20 protein-coding genes and 1 tRNA gene are annotated in these 17,074 nt (G+C 61.5%); 15 read left to right on the forward strand and 6 right to left on the reverse strand.

Annotated elements, in window-relative coordinates; genetic code table 11:
- The first annotated feature begins 22 nt into the window (after positions 1–22).
- Positions 23–901: a helix-turn-helix domain-containing protein gene (locus BLR66_RS07870; protein ID WP_093282774.1), complete on the forward strand. Its 879-nt coding sequence runs from the start codon at positions 23–25 to the stop codon at positions 899–901.
- A 19-nt stretch (positions 902–920) separates the two neighbouring features.
- Here the strand turns inward: BLR66_RS07870 and BLR66_RS07875 are convergent, their stop codons facing one another.
- Positions 921–1,697, reverse strand: a complete 777-nt coding sequence (locus BLR66_RS07875) for an SDR family oxidoreductase (RefSeq protein WP_093282779.1) — start codon at positions 1,695–1,697, stop codon at positions 921–923.
- Between the two features lie 78 nt (positions 1,698–1,775).
- Positions 1,776–2,102, reverse strand: a complete 327-nt coding sequence (locus tag BLR66_RS07880) for a YybH family protein (RefSeq protein WP_093282785.1) — start codon at positions 2,100–2,102, stop codon at positions 1,776–1,778.
- Between the two features lie 119 nt (positions 2,103–2,221).
- Here BLR66_RS07880 and BLR66_RS07885 point away from each other — a divergent pair, with 119 nt between their 5' ends.
- From BLR66_RS07885 to BLR66_RS07910, 6 genes are all read left to right on the forward strand, one after another.
- A complete protein-coding gene (locus BLR66_RS07885; RefSeq protein ID WP_218119616.1) occupies positions 2,222–2,548 on the forward strand; it encodes a winged helix-turn-helix transcriptional regulator in 327 nt (108 codons plus the stop codon).
- Between the two features lie 239 nt (positions 2,549–2,787).
- On the forward strand, positions 2,788–3,150 hold the full coding sequence (locus BLR66_RS07890) for a MoaF-related domain-containing protein (protein ID WP_143014582.1): 363 nt from the start codon (positions 2,788–2,790) through the stop codon (positions 3,148–3,150).
- Positions 3,147–3,950 carry a nuclear transport factor 2 family protein gene (locus BLR66_RS19305; protein ID WP_218119604.1) on the forward strand — a complete coding sequence of 268 codons (804 nt, stop codon included), beginning with the start codon at positions 3,147–3,149 and terminating at the stop codon, positions 3,948–3,950. The genes BLR66_RS07890 and BLR66_RS19305 overlap by 4 nt, the downstream gene beginning before the upstream one ends.
- A gap of 31 nt (positions 3,951–3,981) precedes the next feature.
- Positions 3,982–4,647 carry a hydrolase gene (locus BLR66_RS07900; RefSeq protein ID WP_093282798.1) on the forward strand — a complete coding sequence of 222 codons (666 nt, stop codon included), beginning with the start codon at positions 3,982–3,984 and terminating at the stop codon, positions 4,645–4,647.
- 2 nt (positions 4,648–4,649) lie between these two features.
- Positions 4,650–5,837: an amino acid ABC transporter substrate-binding protein gene (locus tag BLR66_RS07905; protein ID WP_093282803.1), complete on the forward strand. Its 1,188-nt coding sequence runs from the start codon at positions 4,650–4,652 to the stop codon at positions 5,835–5,837.
- A 76-nt stretch (positions 5,838–5,913) separates the two neighbouring features.
- The gene (locus BLR66_RS07910; RefSeq protein WP_218119605.1) at positions 5,914–6,453 is read left to right on the forward strand and encodes an isochorismatase family protein; all 540 of its coding nucleotides are present in this window, start codon (positions 5,914–5,916) and stop codon (positions 6,451–6,453) included.
- A 146-nt stretch (positions 6,454–6,599) separates the two neighbouring features.
- Here the strand turns inward: BLR66_RS07910 and BLR66_RS07915 are convergent, their stop codons facing one another.
- Positions 6,600–7,532 (reverse strand): LysR family transcriptional regulator, encoded by a 933-nt coding sequence (locus tag BLR66_RS07915; RefSeq protein WP_093282812.1) that lies wholly within the window; start codon positions 7,530–7,532, stop codon positions 6,600–6,602.
- 141 nt (positions 7,533–7,673) lie between these two features.
- Between BLR66_RS07915 and BLR66_RS07920 the strand changes: the two genes are divergently transcribed.
- Genes BLR66_RS07920 through BLR66_RS07930 form a run of 3 tightly spaced genes read left to right on the forward strand, consistent with a single transcriptional unit; the run spans position 7,674 to position 10,087 of the window.
- On the forward strand, positions 7,674–8,060 hold the full coding sequence (locus tag BLR66_RS07920) for a DoxX family protein (RefSeq protein ID WP_093282816.1): 387 nt from the start codon (positions 7,674–7,676) through the stop codon (positions 8,058–8,060).
- 12 nt (positions 8,061–8,072) lie between these two features.
- Positions 8,073–8,957 carry a pirin family protein gene (locus tag BLR66_RS07925; RefSeq protein WP_093282821.1) on the forward strand — a complete coding sequence of 295 codons (885 nt, stop codon included), beginning with the start codon at positions 8,073–8,075 and terminating at the stop codon, positions 8,955–8,957.
- A gap of 41 nt (positions 8,958–8,998) precedes the next feature.
- The gene (locus BLR66_RS07930) at positions 8,999–10,087 is read left to right on the forward strand and encodes an alkene reductase (RefSeq protein WP_093282826.1); all 1,089 of its coding nucleotides are present in this window, start codon (positions 8,999–9,001) and stop codon (positions 10,085–10,087) included.
- Positions 10,088–10,127: 40 nt separating this feature from the next.
- On the opposite strand, the gene BLR66_RS07935 is transcribed toward BLR66_RS07930, so the two are convergent.
- Together BLR66_RS07935 and BLR66_RS07940 are read right to left on the reverse strand one after the other, a co-directional pair.
- Positions 10,128–10,201: transfer RNA gene (locus BLR66_RS07935), tRNA-Gly, on the reverse strand.
- An 88-nt stretch (positions 10,202–10,289) separates the two neighbouring features.
- On the reverse strand, positions 10,290–12,122 hold the full coding sequence (locus BLR66_RS07940; RefSeq protein WP_093282831.1) for an autotransporter domain-containing protein: 1,833 nt from the start codon (positions 12,120–12,122) through the stop codon (positions 10,290–10,292).
- A gap of 148 nt (positions 12,123–12,270) precedes the next feature.
- Here BLR66_RS07940 and thiS point away from each other — a divergent pair, with 148 nt between their 5' ends.
- The 5 genes from thiS to BLR66_RS07965 all read left to right on the forward strand — a co-directional run bounded on the left by thiS (position 12,271) and on the right by BLR66_RS07965 (position 16,607).
- Positions 12,271–12,471, forward strand: coding sequence for a sulfur carrier protein ThiS (thiS, locus tag BLR66_RS07945; RefSeq protein ID WP_093282836.1), 201 nt, complete (start codon positions 12,271–12,273; stop codon positions 12,469–12,471).
- A 213-nt stretch (positions 12,472–12,684) separates the two neighbouring features.
- On the forward strand, positions 12,685–13,479 hold the full coding sequence (locus tag BLR66_RS07950; protein WP_093282841.1) for a thiazole synthase: 795 nt from the start codon (positions 12,685–12,687) through the stop codon (positions 13,477–13,479).
- A gap of 1 nt (position 13,480) precedes the next feature.
- On the forward strand, positions 13,481–14,200 hold the full coding sequence (gene trmB, locus BLR66_RS07955; RefSeq protein ID WP_093282850.1) for a tRNA (guanosine(46)-N7)-methyltransferase TrmB: 720 nt from the start codon (positions 13,481–13,483) through the stop codon (positions 14,198–14,200).
- 130 nt (positions 14,201–14,330) lie between these two features.
- Positions 14,331–16,190 carry an SLC13 family permease gene (locus BLR66_RS07960; protein ID WP_093282855.1) on the forward strand — a complete coding sequence of 620 codons (1,860 nt, stop codon included), beginning with the start codon at positions 14,331–14,333 and terminating at the stop codon, positions 16,188–16,190.
- 6 nt (positions 16,191–16,196) lie between these two features.
- Positions 16,197–16,607, forward strand: a complete 411-nt coding sequence (locus tag BLR66_RS07965) for an ACT domain-containing protein (RefSeq protein WP_093282860.1) — start codon at positions 16,197–16,199, stop codon at positions 16,605–16,607.
- A gap of 112 nt (positions 16,608–16,719) precedes the next feature.
- On the opposite strand, the gene BLR66_RS07970 is transcribed toward BLR66_RS07965, so the two are convergent.
- Complete coding sequence (locus tag BLR66_RS07970; protein ID WP_093282865.1) at positions 16,720–17,055, reverse strand: Rieske (2Fe-2S) protein; 336 nt, start codon at positions 17,053–17,055, stop codon at positions 16,720–16,722.
- Positions 17,056–17,074 lie beyond the last annotated feature (19 nt).

A 17,074-nucleotide genomic window follows, 5' to 3' on the forward strand; every position in this document is an offset into this window, starting at 1 on the left:
GCATGCCGAGAAGAGATGGAAGATGATGACTCGACAAGAGCGACTGGTTCCCCTCCCCGACAACATACTGTCGTTCTCGGTCCGGCAGGGCAGATGGAACGACATTGGCGTTGACATCACCGAGGCCCACTGCGCGGGGCGTGTTCTCCACCCGCTTTGCTATGAGGACCAAACTCGTTTGAATGTCCTGCTCGAGGAAGTTAGCAATTCTCCCTGCGAACCACGCTACCGCGAGCACCTGCCCTGTGCTACGGGCTACACTCCCCGACACCTGTATATGGCGCCCGCTGGCATGGAGTTGTGGGGGTATTGTGCGGACATTCGGTATGCCAAGGACGTTACCCTGATCTTCGACATACCTCGCTTGGAAGAGCGCTTTGGTGTCCAGCTGGACTGCCTGAATACCCCTAGATTGCGCTTCTCCAACGATCCGCTTTGGGGGCTGGTCAAGCTGCTGGCCGATGCTGTCGGATCCGAAGATCCGACAGCGCGTCTTTACGGAGACGGTTTGACCGCGGCTATTGTCGCGCGCCTAGTGATGGCAACCAAGGAGGTTGGACCCGAGGCTGGGAAGTTGGCGCCGTGGCAGCTGCGGCGCGTCCTGGAATACCTGGAGCAAAGCCTGCCAGATCACGTGGCGCTCGCAGACTTGGCGGCTTTGTCAGGATTATCCCAATGGCACTTCAGCCGGGCGTTCAAAGCATCGACTGGATTGGCACCTTATCAATGGCAGCTTGAAGCGCGCATCAAGCGGTCACAATCGCTGCTCCTGGACACGCGAGCCACGCTCGAACAGGTCGCTGAAGCCCTAGGCTTTGCTGACGCGGTGCACTTTGGGAAAACGTTCCGAAAGATTGTCGGAACGACCCCAGCGGCCTGGCGAAAGGCCAAGAAAAACTAGTATTCCGACCACTTGTTTCTCAGGTGGTTGGAATAGTGCCACCATCGATCACAAACTCAGTGCCTGTGATCGAAGATGCGCGATCAGAGATGAGGAAGGACACCAGCTCAGCCACCTCCTCCGGCTCTGCCGGGCGCCCAAGCGGGATCCCACCCAGTGAATCCATGAGTTGTTTCAGCGCCGCATCACGATCGCCGCCCAAGGTCGCGGCGATCCGCATGATCAGCCCTTCCGCTGATTCAGTCCGAACGAAGCCAGGTGCAACGCTAACCACCCGTATGCCCTTGGGTCCCAACTCTTTCGACAGACCCTTGCTGTAAGTGCTGAGCGCGGCCTTGGCAGATGCGTAGGGCAAGGTCGCATCATGGAGCGGCAGTGCGCGTTGTATGGAGGTGATGTGCAAGACAACGCCCGAACCTCGCTCAATCATGGCTGGGACCAAGAGGCGATCAAGTCCGACGGCCGGATAAAGATTGACCGCAAACGCATCTTCCCAGTCTTGATGGGAAGCCGCCACGAATCCACCAGCAGGAGTGGTAGACGCGCCTACCACATGGACGATCGCATCGATCTTGCCCAATCGCCTCGTCGCCGCTTCGGCAACGGTTTCTATTCCAGCCATGGTGGCCAGGTCGGCAGCGATGAAATCTTCCTCATCCTGCAGATCATCCGGTTTGGAACGTGCGGTTGTGAAAACCATAGCCCCGGCGCTTCGCAGTCGCTTGACTACTGCAGTGCCCATGCTCTTGGTTCCGCCGGTGACGAGAATATGTTTCCCTACGTTTTCTTCAATCATGTCAATCTTGGTTTGTGTTGCAAACTGGCTTTCATTGCCTCCGTAGCTCAGAGGCTCTTGTCTGTTCGAATAGTTAGGTCAACCGATGGATAGCGTCGCGATCTCATCTTTGACTAGCGTAAACCGGTAGGTCAGATCGACCGGATTGCCCGGAAAGTCGCCTGTCACATGTGCGCGCACCACTGGCGCCTGGCTTGGGCCCTCTACCTCGAACGGTTCGGACTGGAAGCTGTATTTCTTGCGACTATCACTCGCCCATCGGCGGATCTCATCGCGGCCTACGAAGTCCCGCTTCTCATCGTTGACCTTGGCATCAGTTGCAAAACAAGCCGCGATGCGATCCGCGTCATTGGTGTTGGCAGCGGAAAAGTATTCGTAAACCGCGGGGGGAAGGTTAAGTGCCATGTCTTTTGTCCTATCTGCATTGATCCAAGTCAAAATATGTCTATGCTAGGGCCATGTCTAGAACACACAAAAAAGTGAGTTACTCACCTACAGGTAAGCTCGAAGATGTCACACCCGCCATGGCGGCGGCCGGCGCCAGAGCGGCAATTCAACTGATCGAAGGCAGATGGAAATTGTTGATTGTCTTTAACCTGTTTGGACAAGGCGTGCTGCGTTTCTCCGAACTCGATCGATCAATTCCCGAGGTGTCGCAGAAGATGTTGATCCAGCAACTGCGAGAGCTTGAACGCGATGGGATAGTGCATAGAACCATCTATCCCGAGGTGCCACCGAAGGTGGAATACACGCTCACCGCGTGGGGTCTTGCGATGTGCCCGACACTCAATTCTCTTCTTGAATGGGGGGCGGCCTGCCCCGTCAAGGCACAACCTGCGCCGGCTGAGTAAGCGCTATTACAGAGCTTAATTAGACAGTCGCCGTTCGGTATTCGATGCCTGGTCTTTGCCCGCGGGTGTTCGGCTGAAACCGCAGGACGCAACGCAAAAACAGACGGGCAATCGCAAATTTGAACAGTGTGTTCTGCCTGTTCGCCAATCATATTGGCTTTACCGGATAGGCATGTGGAGCGGATTGGATGCGCTCTCACCTTCTCCTTTTCGGCTTCTCCAACCCCAAAAGGATCTTCATGAGCGCATCCGATTCATCGGTGGGTGAAGCCATTGGCAAGGCGACTGAGTATCCGATTGGTATCAGCTTTGATGTGGCCTTCGAAGCCTTTTCAGTCAGGCTGACGACCCTTTCTGATAGTGAGCTGCGATTCGATATCGCAGAGGGACCTTACGCCCGCACCGAGACCGTCAAGATTACGTCAAGCGTAATCCGCCCTGGTCTCTTCCTTGTCAGTTGGGTAGAAGCGGGCGGTGCGACCGTCGTGCATCTCGAAGACTTCGCTGCGTCGGTGATCTACTCCCACGCCACGCTACCGGACGGAACCTTCTTGCGCATGCAAGCGCCCATTCACGTCATTGACTCGGAGAAGTTTCCATGAGCATCGATACCGCTGCCAATCGAGCCTTAGTGCTCGAAGCTATGACCACGCTGTTCCAGCGCAAAGATCCTCTCGCTGTCGAACGGCTGTATACCCCGGACTATATCCAGCACAATCCCGGCATTGCACAAGGACGCGAGGCACTGGCCAAACTGGTTGCGCAGCTGCCGGCTGGCGTGTTCTACGAGCCTGGCCTGATCATTGCCGAAGGAGCCTATGTAGCGATCCATGGACGCATCAAGGGCTGGTCTCCCAATCCACAAGTGGTGGTCGACATCTTCCGGGTGGAGAACGGCAAGCTCGCCGAGCATTGGGACGTTCTGCAAGACGAGATTCTACCGAAGGGCAGCAAATCCGGGGTGGCTATGTTCTCGCCCGACGAAGCCTCGGTGCAAGCGACGACCAATGAGACGGCGATTTCAGAAACCGGCGCGGCTATCAACTATGACGCGTTGATGCAGGCCAACCTGACGAGTGTGTTTGGCGAGCGAGATGCCGAGCGTCGACTCAAAGTGATCGGCGAGTTGTATGCCGAGGACGCAGTGCTCAATGAGCCGCACTCCTCGGTCAGGGGACGTGCCGCGATCAGTCAGGCCGTCACCGAATTGCTTAGCAGCCTCCCGCCCGAATTTTCTTTCGCCCCCTTGGGCCCCGCGATCGGCCACCACGGTATCGGCCGTTTGAGATGGAGTGCGGGTCCGCCAGGGCAACCACCGGCCGTGACGGGCATGGATGTCGTCCATTTCCGACAGGGGCGCATCCACTCCCTCTTTGTTTTCCTTGACCCACCCTCCCCCTGAACTATCCGCGATTCCTACCAAGGAGTTTTCAATGCCCACCACTGCCCGCTCCGCCAAGATTGGCCTTAACGCATTACTTCGTCCGGCCGATAGCATTCTCGTGCTGATTGACCATCAGCCCTTCCAGTTCGCCAATCTGCACAGCCATGAGCCCACCTTAATCATCAACAACGTGGTGGCTTTGGCCAAGACGGCAAAGGTGTTCGATGTGCCTACGGTGCTGACGACAGTCGTCGAGGATCGTGGCGGGCACATCATCAAAGGGCTCCAAGAGGTATTCCCGGAACAAAAGCCCATTGATCGGACCTTCATCAATACCTGGGAAGATCCACGCGTCACCGACATCGTCAAGAAAAGTGGCCGCAAGCAACTGGTGATGGCAGGGCTCTACACCGAGATCTGTCTGGCCATGCCGGCCATCCAGGCGCTGGAGGAAGGCTATGACGTATTCGTGGTCACGGATGCGTCTGGCGGCGTGTCAGCTGAAGCGCACGACATGGCAGTGCGCCGGATGGTGCAGGCCGGTTGCGTCCCCATTACCACCACGGCGGTCCTGGGCGAATGGCAGCGCGACTGGGCCCGCCTGGACACTGCGGCGGGCGTAGCCGGCATCGTGCTCGAGCATGGGGGCGGCGGTGCGGTTGCCTTGGCCTGGGAGCTCCAACTTCTTGGCACCGCCGCGGGATCGGGCCACTAAGCGTGTCCACCGCCACCACGCCTATTCGCATTGGCTACTGTCTGTCGCTGACAGGCCCAGTGGCGGGAAACACACAGTCTGCCCGGCTTGCTCATCGCATTTGGCAGCAGGATGTAAATCGTCGGGGCGGCCTCTTGGGCCGGCCCGTCGAACTGATCTGCTATGACGACCAAGCCGATGCATCAAAGGTCGCTGACTTGTATAGACATCTCATAGATGAGGACAAGGTCGATCTGGTGATCGGCGGCTACGGAACCAATAGCTTGCTGCCGGCAATGCCTCTGATCATGGAGCGTCAGCGTTTCTTTGTAGGACTTCAAGGCTTGGGCGTTAACACTACCCTGGGCTACCCGAACTATTTCGCGATGATCCCTACCGGGCCCGATCCGAGCGCTGCGCTCACCGAGGGCTTCTTCGCACTGGCCTCCGAGCAACAGCCCCGCCCTACCACCGTAGCGCTCCTCTCCGCTGATGCAGTGTTCTCCCGCAATCCGATCCTGGGCGCAAAAGACAACGCCGCCAAGTATGGGTTTCAGATCGTTCACGAGGCCACCTATCCCCTATCGACAACAGACTTCAGCCCTGTCATCGAGGCCATTGCTCGCAGCGAATGCGACTTGCTCTTCCTATGTTCCTATCTTGAAGACTCAATGGGCTTGGTGCGGGCGCTGCGCGCTCACACCTTCCGCCCCAAGATGGTGGGCGCTGCAATGATTGGCCCGCAGAACACGGCGATAAAGACCACGCTAGGCCCGTTGCTCAACGGCGTTGTGAACTATGACTACTGGGCGCCGGTTCCCACCATGAAGTTTCCCGGCGTGCATGTGTTCCTGGCGAACTACCAGGCACAGGCTGCTGAGGCTGGCGTGGATCTACTTGGCCACTACACGGCCCCCTTGGCCTATGCACAGCTGCAGGTTCTAACCCAGGCGGTGGAGGCCACGGGCAGCTTGGATGACGCCAAGCTCGCCGCCTACGCGCGGCAGGCCACTTTCAACACGGTCATGGGAAACATCACCTTTGGCGCCAACGGTGAATGGTCGGCGCCTCGCGTATTGCAAGTCCAGTTCCAAGGCATCACAGGAAACGAACTTGGACAGTTCCAGGACGGCTCGCGGCAGGTTGTCGTCTCTCCCCCCGACCTGCGCTCCGGCCCGCTTCGCTATCCCTACGTAGATGCGTTGAGTTAGTCCGTCTTTCATCCTATCCACAACCAAGAGAAGAAGCACTATGCACAAAGCAGTCTTTACTCCTGAGAACTCCGCCATGATTCTCATCGACCATCAGGTCGGCACCATGGCCTGGACCCACTCGCACGACATCAACCTGGTTAAGGCCAATGCCCTGAAGCTTGCCCGCATCGCCGCGGCGCTTGAGATCCCTACGGTGATTACCTCGAGCATGGAGGACATGGTGCAGGGGCCGATCATCTCCGAGCTGCAGGAGATCCTGCCGCAGGTATTCGCCAACCGCGTCAAGCGGCCCGGCATCGTCAATGCGATGCACCACGAAGGTTTTAACAAGGCGGTGAAGGCTCTTGGTCGCAAGAAGCTGTTCGTCGCCGGCGTTACCACGGAGATCTGCATCACCTTTCCCGTGCTGCAGATGCTCGAAGAAGGCTACGAGGTGCAGGTGTCGGCGGACGCCTCGGCGTCATACACCAAGTATGGCGACGACCTAGCCCTGCGACGCATGGAAAAGGCAGGCGCCATCATCACCACGGTTGACATGATTGTGTCCGAACTGGCGGTCGACTGGACCAGCCCCAATGGCCAGAAACTGGTGCCCATCCTCGGATATCGATAATCCGCTGCCTTACGGGATCAAGGATGATCCCAGCGAGGTCCAAATGTGTCTGACTGCGTGGCTATCACAACATGGAGATGAAGGAATTCGGAGAGTTGGACACGACTACCGAGTGCGCTCTCCAATGAAGCGCATAAACGGTTGATTTATTTCGCTCTCCCGAACTCCACCACGGCCGGTGAGGCGCCTATCTCGACGATGTTCTCCATTACCAAGTCGATAAAAGCCGACACCGCCATAGGCAGGTGGCGTCGGCTGGGATACAGCACATTCAGGCCGTGCCCTTCGCATGTGTAATGCGGTAGCACCGGCACCAGCAGGCCGGCACGCAGATCCATCCTGGCGAAGGTGCTTGGCAGCAGGGCAATGCCCAGCCCCGCTGCGGTCGCCTTTCGCAACGATATGGCGGTGTTGGCACTCATACGGGCTTGGACTCGCACTTCTTCTTCAAGCCCATCCGGTCCCTTAAGGCGCCACTTTACATAGCCCCCGGCATGGGCAAAACCGATGCAGTGATGGTGAGCCAGATCAGCCAACTGTTCGGGCATCCCATGCATTTCCAGGTAGGCAGGACTAGCGACCAGACCATTGCTGCCCGCGCTAAGAAGCTGCCTGCCTACATAGCCCGAGTCCCGCAATGGTCCGCCGCGAAACGCTACGTCAATCCGCTCTGCGATCAGGTCGGTGCTTGCATCACTGAGCACAAAGTCAAAGCGCACGCGCGGATGTTGGGTGAGGAACTTTGCTAGCCACGCCATCTGGAAAAAGTCGAAGAAGTCGGCCGGCGCGGCCACGCGGACCAATCCGCTGGCTTCATTGGTGTCACTCATCAGCTCCTGGCCGGCATCGATAAGCCCATCCACAGAGCTCGCACACCGCTCGTGGAAGGCCTCTCCTGCACTGGTCAAGGTGAGCTTGCGCGTAGAGCGCTGTAGCAGTCGCGTCCCCACCTGCTCCTCCAGCTGCTGGACGCGGCGGCTGACCGTATTGGAGGGCATATCCAAGCGCCGCGCCGCCTCGGCAAAGCTGCCGCTTCGCGCGACCTGGACGAACAGGGCTACGTCATTGAGATCCAGCATCTGCCCTATTCCTTACAAAAATGGATGGGTTTAATCCGATTGCGCCTACTACCGGCGCAATGGGGGCAATCCTAGTCTTACCTCCATGGCATCGCAAGGCGCCATTCAACCCATCCCACCAAACCCTTAGGAGCTCTGACCATGACCACTTCAACCACCCTGTCCACCGCCCAGCGCCGCATCCTCTGGGGCGTTCGCATCCTCATTGCCCTGGCCTTCGGCGCGGCCGGCGCTGCCAAGCTGGCCGGCGTGCCGCAGATGATCCAGATCTTCGATGCCATCGGCTTTGGCCAATGGTTCCGCTACGTCACCGGCGCTATCGAGGTCATGGGCGCCGTGCTGGTCCTGATCCCCTCCAAGGGCTTCTGGGGCGGTTTGCTGCTCAGCGCCACGATGGTTGGCGCAGTCATCACCCATCTCTTTCTTATTGGAGGCAGCCCGGTGCCAGCGCTGGTCTTGGGCCTGCTCTCGGCGTTCGTGGCCTGGCGGTTGCGTCCGGTTCGCCAATCTCTCGTCAGCGCGTTCTAAGAGGACACTCCCATGAGCCTGCAATCTTCAATCTCGTCTGCAGGGCGTCTAGAGATAGACGCGCCCGCGGCGGCGGCAAGCCAAGTGCGCGCTATCGCCCACCGCACCCGCGGCAGCACACACGGCCCGATTACCCGCTTGGTGAGCCCGGGCGACTTGGGCGAATATCTCAAGCCCTTTGTGTTTCTGGACTTTTTCAAGATCCCGCCCTCCGGTGGACCGGCCTTTGGCATGCACCCGCATTCGGGTATTGCAACCCTCACCTACCTGATCCAAGGCGAGACCACCTACGAAGACACCACGGGCAAACAAGGTGTCCTGCCTTGTGGTGGCTTTGAATGGATGCGTGCGGGCAATGGTGTGTGGCATACGGGCGTGCCCGTTGCCGCTAAACCGGGCTTGGGCTTTCAACTCTGGGTGGCCTTGCCGGCCTTCGAGGAAAACGCGCCGGCCGAGAGCATCTATTTGGCGCCTTCGGACATTCCGCAAGACGGCCCGGCGCGCGTGTTGGTTGGCAAATACGGCCAAGCCCAGAGTGCCATCCCAGCGCCCGGGAACATGAACTACCTGGTGGTCGAGCTCAAAGATGGAGAGCAATGGCGCTACACGCCACCGGCCAGCCACGACGTCGCTTGGATTTCGGTGGGCGTAGGCATGGTCGATGCCGGTGGTTTGGTGGACACCGGTGAATTGGCAATCTTCGATGAGTCGGGCCAAGCAATCGACGTCGTGGCGCATGGCGACACGATCTTCATGCTGGGCTCTGCCGCCAAGCATCCGCATGAACTTGTCACCGGCTATTACTCGGTGCACACGAGCAAAGAAACGCTGGCACAAGGCGAAGCGGAGATCCGCCGGATCGGCGAAGTGCTACGCAGTGAAGGCAGGCTCCGCTAAATCACGTTTTCAAATCCCCCCCAATTCAAAGAGAATTTCAAATGACTATTCCCTCGCGCAAGCAACTCCTGTCTTCCTTCCAATTGGGTCCATGGAAGCTACCCAATCGGATGATCATGGCGCCGATGACCCGCAGCCGTGCAGGCGTGGGCGACGCGGCCAATGAGTTGACCGCTCGTTACTACCAACAGCGTGCCGACGCTGGGCTCATTATTTCCGAAGGTTCGCAAATCTCTGCCCAAGGCAAAGGCTATCCAGGCACTCCGGGTATCTTCACCAGGGAGCAAATTGCAGGCTGGAAGACCACAACGGATGCCGTGCACGCTGCCGGCGGACGCATCTTCTTGCAGCTTTGGCATGTAGGGCGCTTGTCTCACCCGTCCATGCAGCCCAATGGCCAGCTGCCGGTGGCCCCTTCTGCAATCAAAGCGGACGGACAGATTTATACCGTTGAAGGGCCCCAGCCCTATGTTGTGCCCCGCGCGTTGGAGTTGGGCGAAATCCCAGGGGTCATTGAGGATTTCCGTCAAGGCGCCGAAAACGCAAAGGCCGCAGGTTTTGACGGCGTGGAGCTCCACGGTGCCAATGGCTATCTGATCGATCAGTTCCTGCGCGATGGATCCAATACCCGAACCGATGCCTATGGCGGATCGGTTGAGAACCGCGTCCGCTTCCTCAAAGAAATCGTTGAGGCCGTCATTCCGGTGTTCGGCGCTGATCGTGTGGGCGTTCGTCTGGCCCCAGCGCTCAATATCTTCTCCATGAGCGACAGCACACCGCAAACCACGTTCGGCCACGCCGCGGACGTGCTTAGCCAATATGGCCTGGCCTATTTGCACGTGGTGGAGCTGGGCGAGGTGCCGTTTGATTTCGAAGAGCTCAAGCGTCGCTTTGGTGGCAGCTACATCGCGAACGGCGGGTTTGATGCCGAGCGCGCGGAAATCGCGATCGAGACGGGGCGAGCAGACTTGGTCGCCTTTGGCACCCGCTTTCTGGCCAACCCTGACTTGGTCGAGCGATTCCGTCAGGGTGATCCACTCAACACTCCGGATCCTTCTACCTTTTACCAGGGTGGTGAGCGCGGCTATACCGATTACCCCGCCCTACATGGTCCCGGCTCTGCCAGATAAGCCCAACCCTCGGAGTGGCCTCGGCTCTATTGCGAATAACTGGAGCGGGTGAAGGGAATCGAACCCTCGTCAGTAGCTTGGGAAGCTACAGCTCTACCATTGAGCTACACCCGCAAGGCCGCGAGTTTATGCTCCGGCGCCTCGCCCATGCAAACGGGCGCCCGATCAGGGCGCCCGAGCATCGACAGCGTCGGATCAAGAATCAAAAGCTGCCGCTGAGCGTCGCGAACGCGCCTGCGTTGGTGCCGCCCTTCTGTCCCACCGTAGTGGTCAGGCCGATGTCGGCGGCCAGGCCGAACACCGTGCTGCGCGCGCCGAAGGTCAGCGTGCCGTAATCGCGATCCATGCTGAGGCCCGGCACCGCATAAGGCGCCAGACCCGGCATGGACTGCAGCGAAGCGAAGGCCTCTTCGTCGGGCGATTCGAATTCGCGGTCGTAAGTCAGCCGCGCGTACGGGCGCACGTTCTCGTTGATGGCGTAGCTGACCTGCCAGCCCGCGCTGCCGATCAGCGAATCGAAATCCTGGTCCGGGTAAGCCAGTGCGGTGGAACTGGCATCGCTTTCAGCATAGCCATCGCGTTCGATACGCTGCGCCAGCACGCTCAGCACAGGACCATGGCGGAACACGTCCTGGCCGAATTCGTAACCGGCGTGCACGCCCAGGCTGAGGTTGGTGCCGTCGGGCGAACCGCTATGCGTGCGCGTGGCCGGGCCGAGTTGCACGGTGCGGTCCACGTCGTAGGAGATCCAGGTATAGCTGAGCTGCGCATTGACCCAGGCCTGGTCGCCATACCAGCCGACGAAGCCGCCCAAAGTGGCGTCGGACTCGTCGAAGCTGCCGGCGCGGCTGCCGAAATCGAAGTCGCTGCGGCCGTAACCGCCGAAGGCGCCGAACACCAGGGAACCGCGTGCCCAGTCCACGCCGAACAGGCCGGCCGGGCCGATGCCGTCGTACAGATGGCCGTGGTCGTAACGCAGCGAATCGCCGCGCAGATCGCCCCACCAGCTTACGCCGTCGGCTTCGGGCTTACCGTTGACATGCAAGCCGACGCGGTCGGCGCGGGCGCGGCCGATCACCGAAGCGGTGTAAGGCAGCAGCGCGATCTGGCGCGGGCCCTCAAGCACGGACACCGCATAGTCGGCGAGGATTTCGTGCGCCCGCAAAGAAGGATGCACGCCATCGGCGAACGCATAGGTATAGGGCGCATCGGCACTGGCGTAGTTGGCCGGACCGCAGGTCAGCGAAGAAGCGGTGATCTGGGGATTGCACGCGGTGCCGGTGACGTTGGATATGCCGTAGGGAGCCGGGTTGGCGACGATTTCCTGCAGCAGGTGGAAGGTGTCGAGTGGAATGACTCGCAGTCCCGCCGCCGACAGGCCACCGAACAAGGCTGTGTTGTAGGCCGTGGACAGCTGCGTGCCGGCTGCCTGTTGCGCAGCGCCGCCCGCACGGAACTGCGGAGTCACGCCCAGGTCCGGAATGGTAGGCACCAGGATGTAGCGGGCGCCGGCGGTCTGCAGCGACCCCACCACGCCCACCTGCGCGGTCACCGCGGCGGTGATGGTGGCCTGGGCCGGTGCGCCGCCCGCGACGGCGAACAGATCGTTGGCCCCGCCCCACACGGTGTAGAGGGCATTGGGGTCTGCGCGGCCGCCGGCGCTCGCCAGGTAATTGGCGGTCTGGGTGGCCAGCGAAGGAATGGGGCCGAGCGCGCCGCTGGTGTTGGTGCCGCTACGGGCGCCGCCGACGGCGTAGTTGGTACCGCCCTGGTTGTCGCTGACCGCACTGGTCCCGTAGAAGTCGGCCACGTACTCGGACCAGACCAGACCCGGATTGGTGGTGAAGCGCCCGATCAGCGCTCCGTTGGGTCCCACCGCCTGGATCAGCGCCGGGCGGAAATGGCCCGAATCGGTGAGGCTGTCGCCGATGAACACCGTCTGCGAATAAGGATGGTTCTGGGCGAGTGCCGGCAAGGCGGCGACGGCCAATGCCACGGCAAGGACGGAACGGACGGGACGGGCGAAGGGCTGCATCTAGTTTCTCCAGGAGGCCAAATTCATCCGCAACCCCAGCGGGCACGGCGGAACGTACGGGTGCGTACAGACACGCATGGTTTCATTTCGCCCGCCGTCGCTCACGCTGCGTTGCGTCATAGACCGGCCGTTGCGGCAAAATGCGCGCATGGAAATCCAATTGAACGGCCAGCACAGGACCATCGAGGCAGGCAGCAGCCTGTCGGATCTGCTGCGCTCCGAAGGCCTGGCCGAACGCCGGGTAGCCGTGGAAGTGAACGGCGAAATCGTGCCCCGCGGACTGCACCCCTCGCAGCGTCTGCAGGCAGGCGACCGGATCGAGATCGTGCACGCGCTGGGAGGCGGGTAGAGCGCCAGAGCGTGGGAGTGGGAGCGGCGTCCCGCCGCGAGCTCCTACTAGTAGAGCAAAGTCAGAAGCTCGCGGCGGGACGCCGCTCCCACGGATTCGCCGCTCCCGCGAATTCAACTGGAGTAGTCTCGTCGCAGGGGGTGCACGCAGCCGACAGCGCGCAGCTGACGACAATCTCGCCCTGCACCCGCCAACATCGGCGATAATCTTTCGATGAATTCTCCCAGCCTTCACGACCCGCTCGTCATCGCGGGCAAGACCTATCGTTCGCGCCTGCTCACCGGCACCGGCAAGTTCAAGGATTTCGACGAAACCCGCCGCGCCACGGAAGCCGCCGGCGCCGAGATCGTCACCGTAGCGATCCGCCGCACCAACCTGGGCCAGTCGCCCAACGAGCCCAACCTGCTCGACGTGCTGCCGCCTGACCGCTACACCCTGCTGCCCAACACCGCCGGCTGCTACACCGCCGAAGACGCCGTGCGCACCTGCCGGCTAGCGCGCGAGCTGCTGGACGGCCATACCCTGGTCAAACTGGAAGTGCTGGGCGACCAGCGCACCCTGTTTCCGGACGTGATCGGCACGCTGAAGGCGGCCGAGCAATTGGTGGCCGACGGTTTCCAGGTGATGGTCTACACCAGCGACGATCCGATCCTGGCCAAGCGCCTGGAGGAAATCGGCTGCGTGGCGGTGATGCCGCTGGCCGCGCCGATCGGCTCGGGCCTGGGCATCCAGAACAAGTACAACCTGCTGGAAATCATCGAGAACGCCAAAGTACCGGTGCTGGTCGATGCCGGCGTGGGCACCGCGTCCGACGCGGCCATCGCAATGGAACTGGGCTGCGACGGCGTGCTGATGAACACCGCCATTGCCGGCGCGCGCGACCCCATCCTGATGGCCGGCGCGATGAAAAAGGCGGTCGAAGCCGGACGCGAAGCGTTTCTGGCCGGGCGCATCCCGCGCAAACGCTACGCCAGCGCTTCTTCACCGGTCGACGGATTGATCGGCTGAGATGACCGGCACCGCGCCCAATCCTCCCAAACCCTATACGGTCACTACCGGGCATCGCGCCGTACGCAGCTTCGTGCTGCGCCAGGGCCGCTTCACGCCGGCGCAGCAACGCGCATTCGATGAACTGTGGCCGCGGTTCGGGTTGGACTACGCCGGCACACCGCGCGATTTCGACCAGATCTTCGGGCGGCAGGCGCCGCGCGTACTGGAGATCGGCTTCGGCAATGGCGATGCGCTGCGCTTCGCCGCCGCCCGCGACCCGGAGCGCGACTACATCGGCATCGAAGTGCACGCACCCGGCGTCGGCCGCCTGCTCAATGCGCTGGACACGGACGCGGCGACCCACGTGCGCCTGTACCACCACGATGCGGTGGAAGTGTTGCGCAACGAAGTCGCGGAAGCTTCGCTGGACGAAGTACGCATCTATTTCCCCGATCCCTGGCACAAGAAGCGCCACAACAAGCGCCGCCTGATCCAGCCCGAATTCGCCGCCCTGCTGGTTTCCCGCCTGCGCGTGGGCGGCCGCTTGCATGCCGCCACCGACTGGCAGGACTATGCCGAACAGATGTGGGACGTGCTGGACGCCGCCGAAGGACTGCAGAACCGCGCCGGCCCGCGCGGGCACGTACCGCGACCGGACTGGCGCCCGCAGACCCATTTCGAGACCCGCGGCCAGAAGCTCGGTCACGGGGTGTGGGATCTTGTGTACGACAGGGATTAGGGATTCGGGATTCGAGATTGAACGCAAACCAAGCCCACCCTGAATTTCTTGCCGGTGCGACAAGCAATGCACACCCGCCGCACGCGCGCTCTTGCGAATCCCGAATCCCTAATCCCGAATCCCGGCCGTAATGGACACCGCCCTGACGCTGACCAACGACATGAAGCTCGTGCTTGGGCTGGTCGGCTTCACCATGGCGATGTTCCTGTTCGAACGCATCCGCGCCGATGTGGTCGCCCTGATCGTGCTGGTCATCCTGGGCCTGACCGGGCTGGTGGCGCCTGAAGAACTGTTCGGCGGCTTCTCCGGCAACGCGGTGATGAGCATCATCGCCACCACCATCCTGGGTGCCGGCCTGGACCGCACCGGCGCGCTCAACCGCCTCGCTTCATGGCTGCTGCGGCGCGGCCACGGCATCGAGCAACGGTTGCTGCTGATGACCACCGGCATCGCCGGCCTCAACTCTTCCTTCATGCAGAACCCTTCGGTGATGGCGCTGTACCTGCCGGTCGCCTCGCGCCTGGCCTCGCGCAGCGGACTGTCGCTGCAGCGCCTGCTACTGCCCATCGCCGCGGCCATCGTGATGGGTGGTGCGCTGACCATGGTCGGCAACTCGCCGCTGATCCTGCTCAACGACCTGCTGGTGTCGGCCAACAACAATCTGCCTTCGGGCATGGCCACACTGGAGCCGCTGCGCATGTTCGCGCCGCTGCCGGTCGGCGTGGCCCTGATCGCCGCTTCCCTGCTGTATTTCCGTTTCTACGGCGACAAGAAGCTGCGCGAAGAAACCGAAACCAACGTGGCGCCGGCGCGCACGGAAAGCTATTTCGCCAGCACCTACGGCATCGAGGGCGATGTGTTCGAAATGACCGTCACCGCCGAAAGCCCGCTGGTGGGCATGTCGCTGGGCGAAGCCGAAGCGATGCATGACGCACCGCTCATGCTGGCCCTGCAGACCGGCAGCGACACCCGCCTTTCGCCGCCGGCCGACATGCGCATCTGGGTGGGCAGCGTGCTGGGCGTGATGGGCGCGCGCCAGGCGGTGCACGATTTCGCGCAGAACCATTTCCTGCGCCTGTCCTCGCGGCTGCGCCACTTCGGCGATCTTTTCAATCCCAGCCGCGCCGGCATTTCCGAAGCGGTGATCCCGCCCACTTCACGCTACATCGGCAAGACCGCCGCCGAGCTGCGTCTGCGCAAACAATCGGGCATCAGCCTGCTGGCCATCAACCGCGACAAGAAGGTCATGCGCGAGGACGTGCGCAAGGTCGCCCTGCGCGCTGGCGATCTGCTGGTCTTCCACAGCATCTGGCAGGATCTGGCGGTGGCCGCCGAAAGCCGCGACTTCGTGGTGGTGACCGACTACCCCAAGGGCGAGCAGCGTCCGCACAAGTTCAAGATCGCGATGACCATCTTCGCCATCACCATCCTGATCGCATTGACGTCGAAACTGCCGGTTTCCCTGACCCTGATGACCGGCGTGGCCGGCATGCTGGTCACCGGCGTGCTGCGCATGGACGAGGCTTACGCGTCGATCAACTGGAAGACCGTGTTCCTGATGGCCGGCCTGATTCCGCTGGGTTGGGCCATGGACAGCAGCGGCGCGGCGGCGTGGGTGGCCGGGCATACAGTGGAAAGGCTGCCCGAAGGCATTCCGGTCTGGATGCTGGAAATCGCGATCGCGCTATTGACCACGGCGTTCTCGCTGGTGATCAGCCATGTCGGCGCGACCATCGTGATGGTGCCGCTGGCGATCAACCTGGCGCTGGCCGCGGGCGGCAACCCCACCGCGTTCGCGCTGATCGTGGCGCTGTCGGCTTCCAACAATCTGATGACGGCCTCCAACCCGGTCATTTCGATGATCACCGGACCGGCCAACTACACCAGCCGGCAGCTGTGGCGCGTCGGCGGCCCGCTGTCGCTGATCTACACCTGCGTGGTGGTGCTGACGATCAATCTGATGTTCTGGTGGGGTGCGCGTGGAGGCTGATCGAGCATGCCGTTGAGTTTGAAACCGGTGGACGGATCGTTTGCGGTGTGCAGGCTGGCGGCCGGTTCGGCGCTGCCGGAATGGTTTCGTCCGGGGCCGTTCGCCACGGTTTCCTGGACCGACGATGAGCTCTCGATTCTCTGCCACGATTCGCAGGTACCCGAAACCGTGCAATGCGAGCGCGGCTGGCGCTGCCTGATGCTGCAGGGACCGTTCGCCTTCGACCAGACGGGCATACTGCTGCAGGTATTGCAGCCGCTGGCCGAGGCGAAGATCGGCATCTTCGCGCTGTCGACTTTCGATACCGATTACGTATTGGTCAAGGAGCACGCGTTCGAAGCGACCTTGCAGGCGTTGGTAGCAAGTGGGTTGACGGTAGGTCGGGGCTATGCCCCCGACACCGAACTCTCGCGCTGATGGTGGGTCGGGGCTACGCCCCCCGGCACCGCGCGCGTCGGGGGCGTAGCCCCGACCTACGGCTTGCGCCATAGAGCCCCGACACCACGCGTGTCGGGGGTGTAACCCCGACCTACAAGGGCGGCGCGCCCAACACCACCTCACCGTCGCGCACCTCCACGGCGACGCTACGCAGGGAATCCCCACGGCAGGGGCCAGCGACGCAGTCGCCGCGTTCAAGTTCGAAGGAAGCGCCGTGCGCCGCGCAGACCAGATGTCCTTCCTTGCTTTTCAAGAACTTACCGGGCGCCCAGTCCAGCCGCCGACCCGCGTGCGGACAAACGTTAAGCCACGCGCGCGCGTTTGCACCAACACGATGCACGATCAGCGATTCGGCATCGCCGCCGACCAACGCTTCGACTTCGGCGAATCCGCCGTCCTCGATTGAATCCAGTGCGATCAGAGGCATGGGTTTAACGAAGTTCTCA

Origin of the sequence: Pseudoxanthomonas sp. CF125 (assembly GCF_900104085.1) — a bacterium.
Lineage (GTDB): Bacteria > Pseudomonadota > Gammaproteobacteria > Xanthomonadales > Xanthomonadaceae > Pseudoxanthomonas_A.

Excerpts from the sequence above, each read along its gene's own strand:
- BLR66_RS07970 (WP_093282865.1), bottom strand. The coding sequence starts at position 17,055 with ATGCCTCTGATCGCACTGGATTCAATCGAGGACGGCGGATTCGCCGAA.
- BLR66_RS07920 (WP_093282816.1), top strand. The coding sequence starts at position 7,674 with ATGACCACTTCAACCACCCTGTCCACCGCCCAGCGCCGCATCCTCTGG.
- BLR66_RS07925 (WP_093282821.1), top strand. The coding sequence starts at position 8,073 with ATGAGCCTGCAATCTTCAATCTCGTCTGCAGGGCGTCTAGAGATAGAC.
- trmB (WP_093282850.1), top strand. The coding sequence starts at position 13,481 with ATGACCGGCACCGCGCCCAATCCTCCCAAACCCTATACGGTCACTACC.
- BLR66_RS07960 (WP_093282855.1), top strand. The coding sequence starts at position 14,331 with ATGGACACCGCCCTGACGCTGACCAACGACATGAAGCTCGTGCTTGGG.
- BLR66_RS07880 (WP_093282785.1), bottom strand. The coding sequence starts at position 2,102 with ATGGCACTTAACCTTCCCCCCGCGGTTTACGAATACTTTTCCGCTGCC.
- BLR66_RS07890 (WP_143014582.1), top strand. The coding sequence starts at position 2,788 with ATGAGCGCATCCGATTCATCGGTGGGTGAAGCCATTGGCAAGGCGACT.
- BLR66_RS07940 (WP_093282831.1), bottom strand. The coding sequence starts at position 12,122 with ATGCAGCCCTTCGCCCGTCCCGTCCGTTCCGTCCTTGCCGTGGCATTG.
- BLR66_RS19305 (WP_218119604.1), top strand. The coding sequence starts at position 3,147 with ATGAGCATCGATACCGCTGCCAATCGAGCCTTAGTGCTCGAAGCTATG.
- BLR66_RS07900 (WP_093282798.1), top strand. The coding sequence starts at position 3,982 with ATGCCCACCACTGCCCGCTCCGCCAAGATTGGCCTTAACGCATTACTT.
- BLR66_RS07915 (WP_093282812.1), bottom strand. The coding sequence starts at position 7,532 with ATGCTGGATCTCAATGACGTAGCCCTGTTCGTCCAGGTCGCGCGAAGC.
- thiS (WP_093282836.1), top strand. The coding sequence starts at position 12,271 with ATGGAAATCCAATTGAACGGCCAGCACAGGACCATCGAGGCAGGCAGC.
- BLR66_RS07885 (WP_218119616.1), top strand. The coding sequence starts at position 2,222 with ATGGCGGCGGCCGGCGCCAGAGCGGCAATTCAACTGATCGAAGGCAGA.
- BLR66_RS07870 (WP_093282774.1), top strand. The coding sequence starts at position 23 with ATGATGACTCGACAAGAGCGACTGGTTCCCCTCCCCGACAACATACTG.
- BLR66_RS07910 (WP_218119605.1), top strand. The coding sequence starts at position 5,914 with ATGATTCTCATCGACCATCAGGTCGGCACCATGGCCTGGACCCACTCG.
- BLR66_RS07930 (WP_093282826.1), top strand. The coding sequence starts at position 8,999 with ATGACTATTCCCTCGCGCAAGCAACTCCTGTCTTCCTTCCAATTGGGT.
- BLR66_RS07950 (WP_093282841.1), top strand. The coding sequence starts at position 12,685 with ATGAATTCTCCCAGCCTTCACGACCCGCTCGTCATCGCGGGCAAGACC.
- BLR66_RS07965 (WP_093282860.1), top strand. The coding sequence starts at position 16,197 with ATGCCGTTGAGTTTGAAACCGGTGGACGGATCGTTTGCGGTGTGCAGG.
- BLR66_RS07875 (WP_093282779.1), bottom strand. The coding sequence starts at position 1,697 with ATGATTGAAGAAAACGTAGGGAAACATATTCTCGTCACCGGCGGAACC.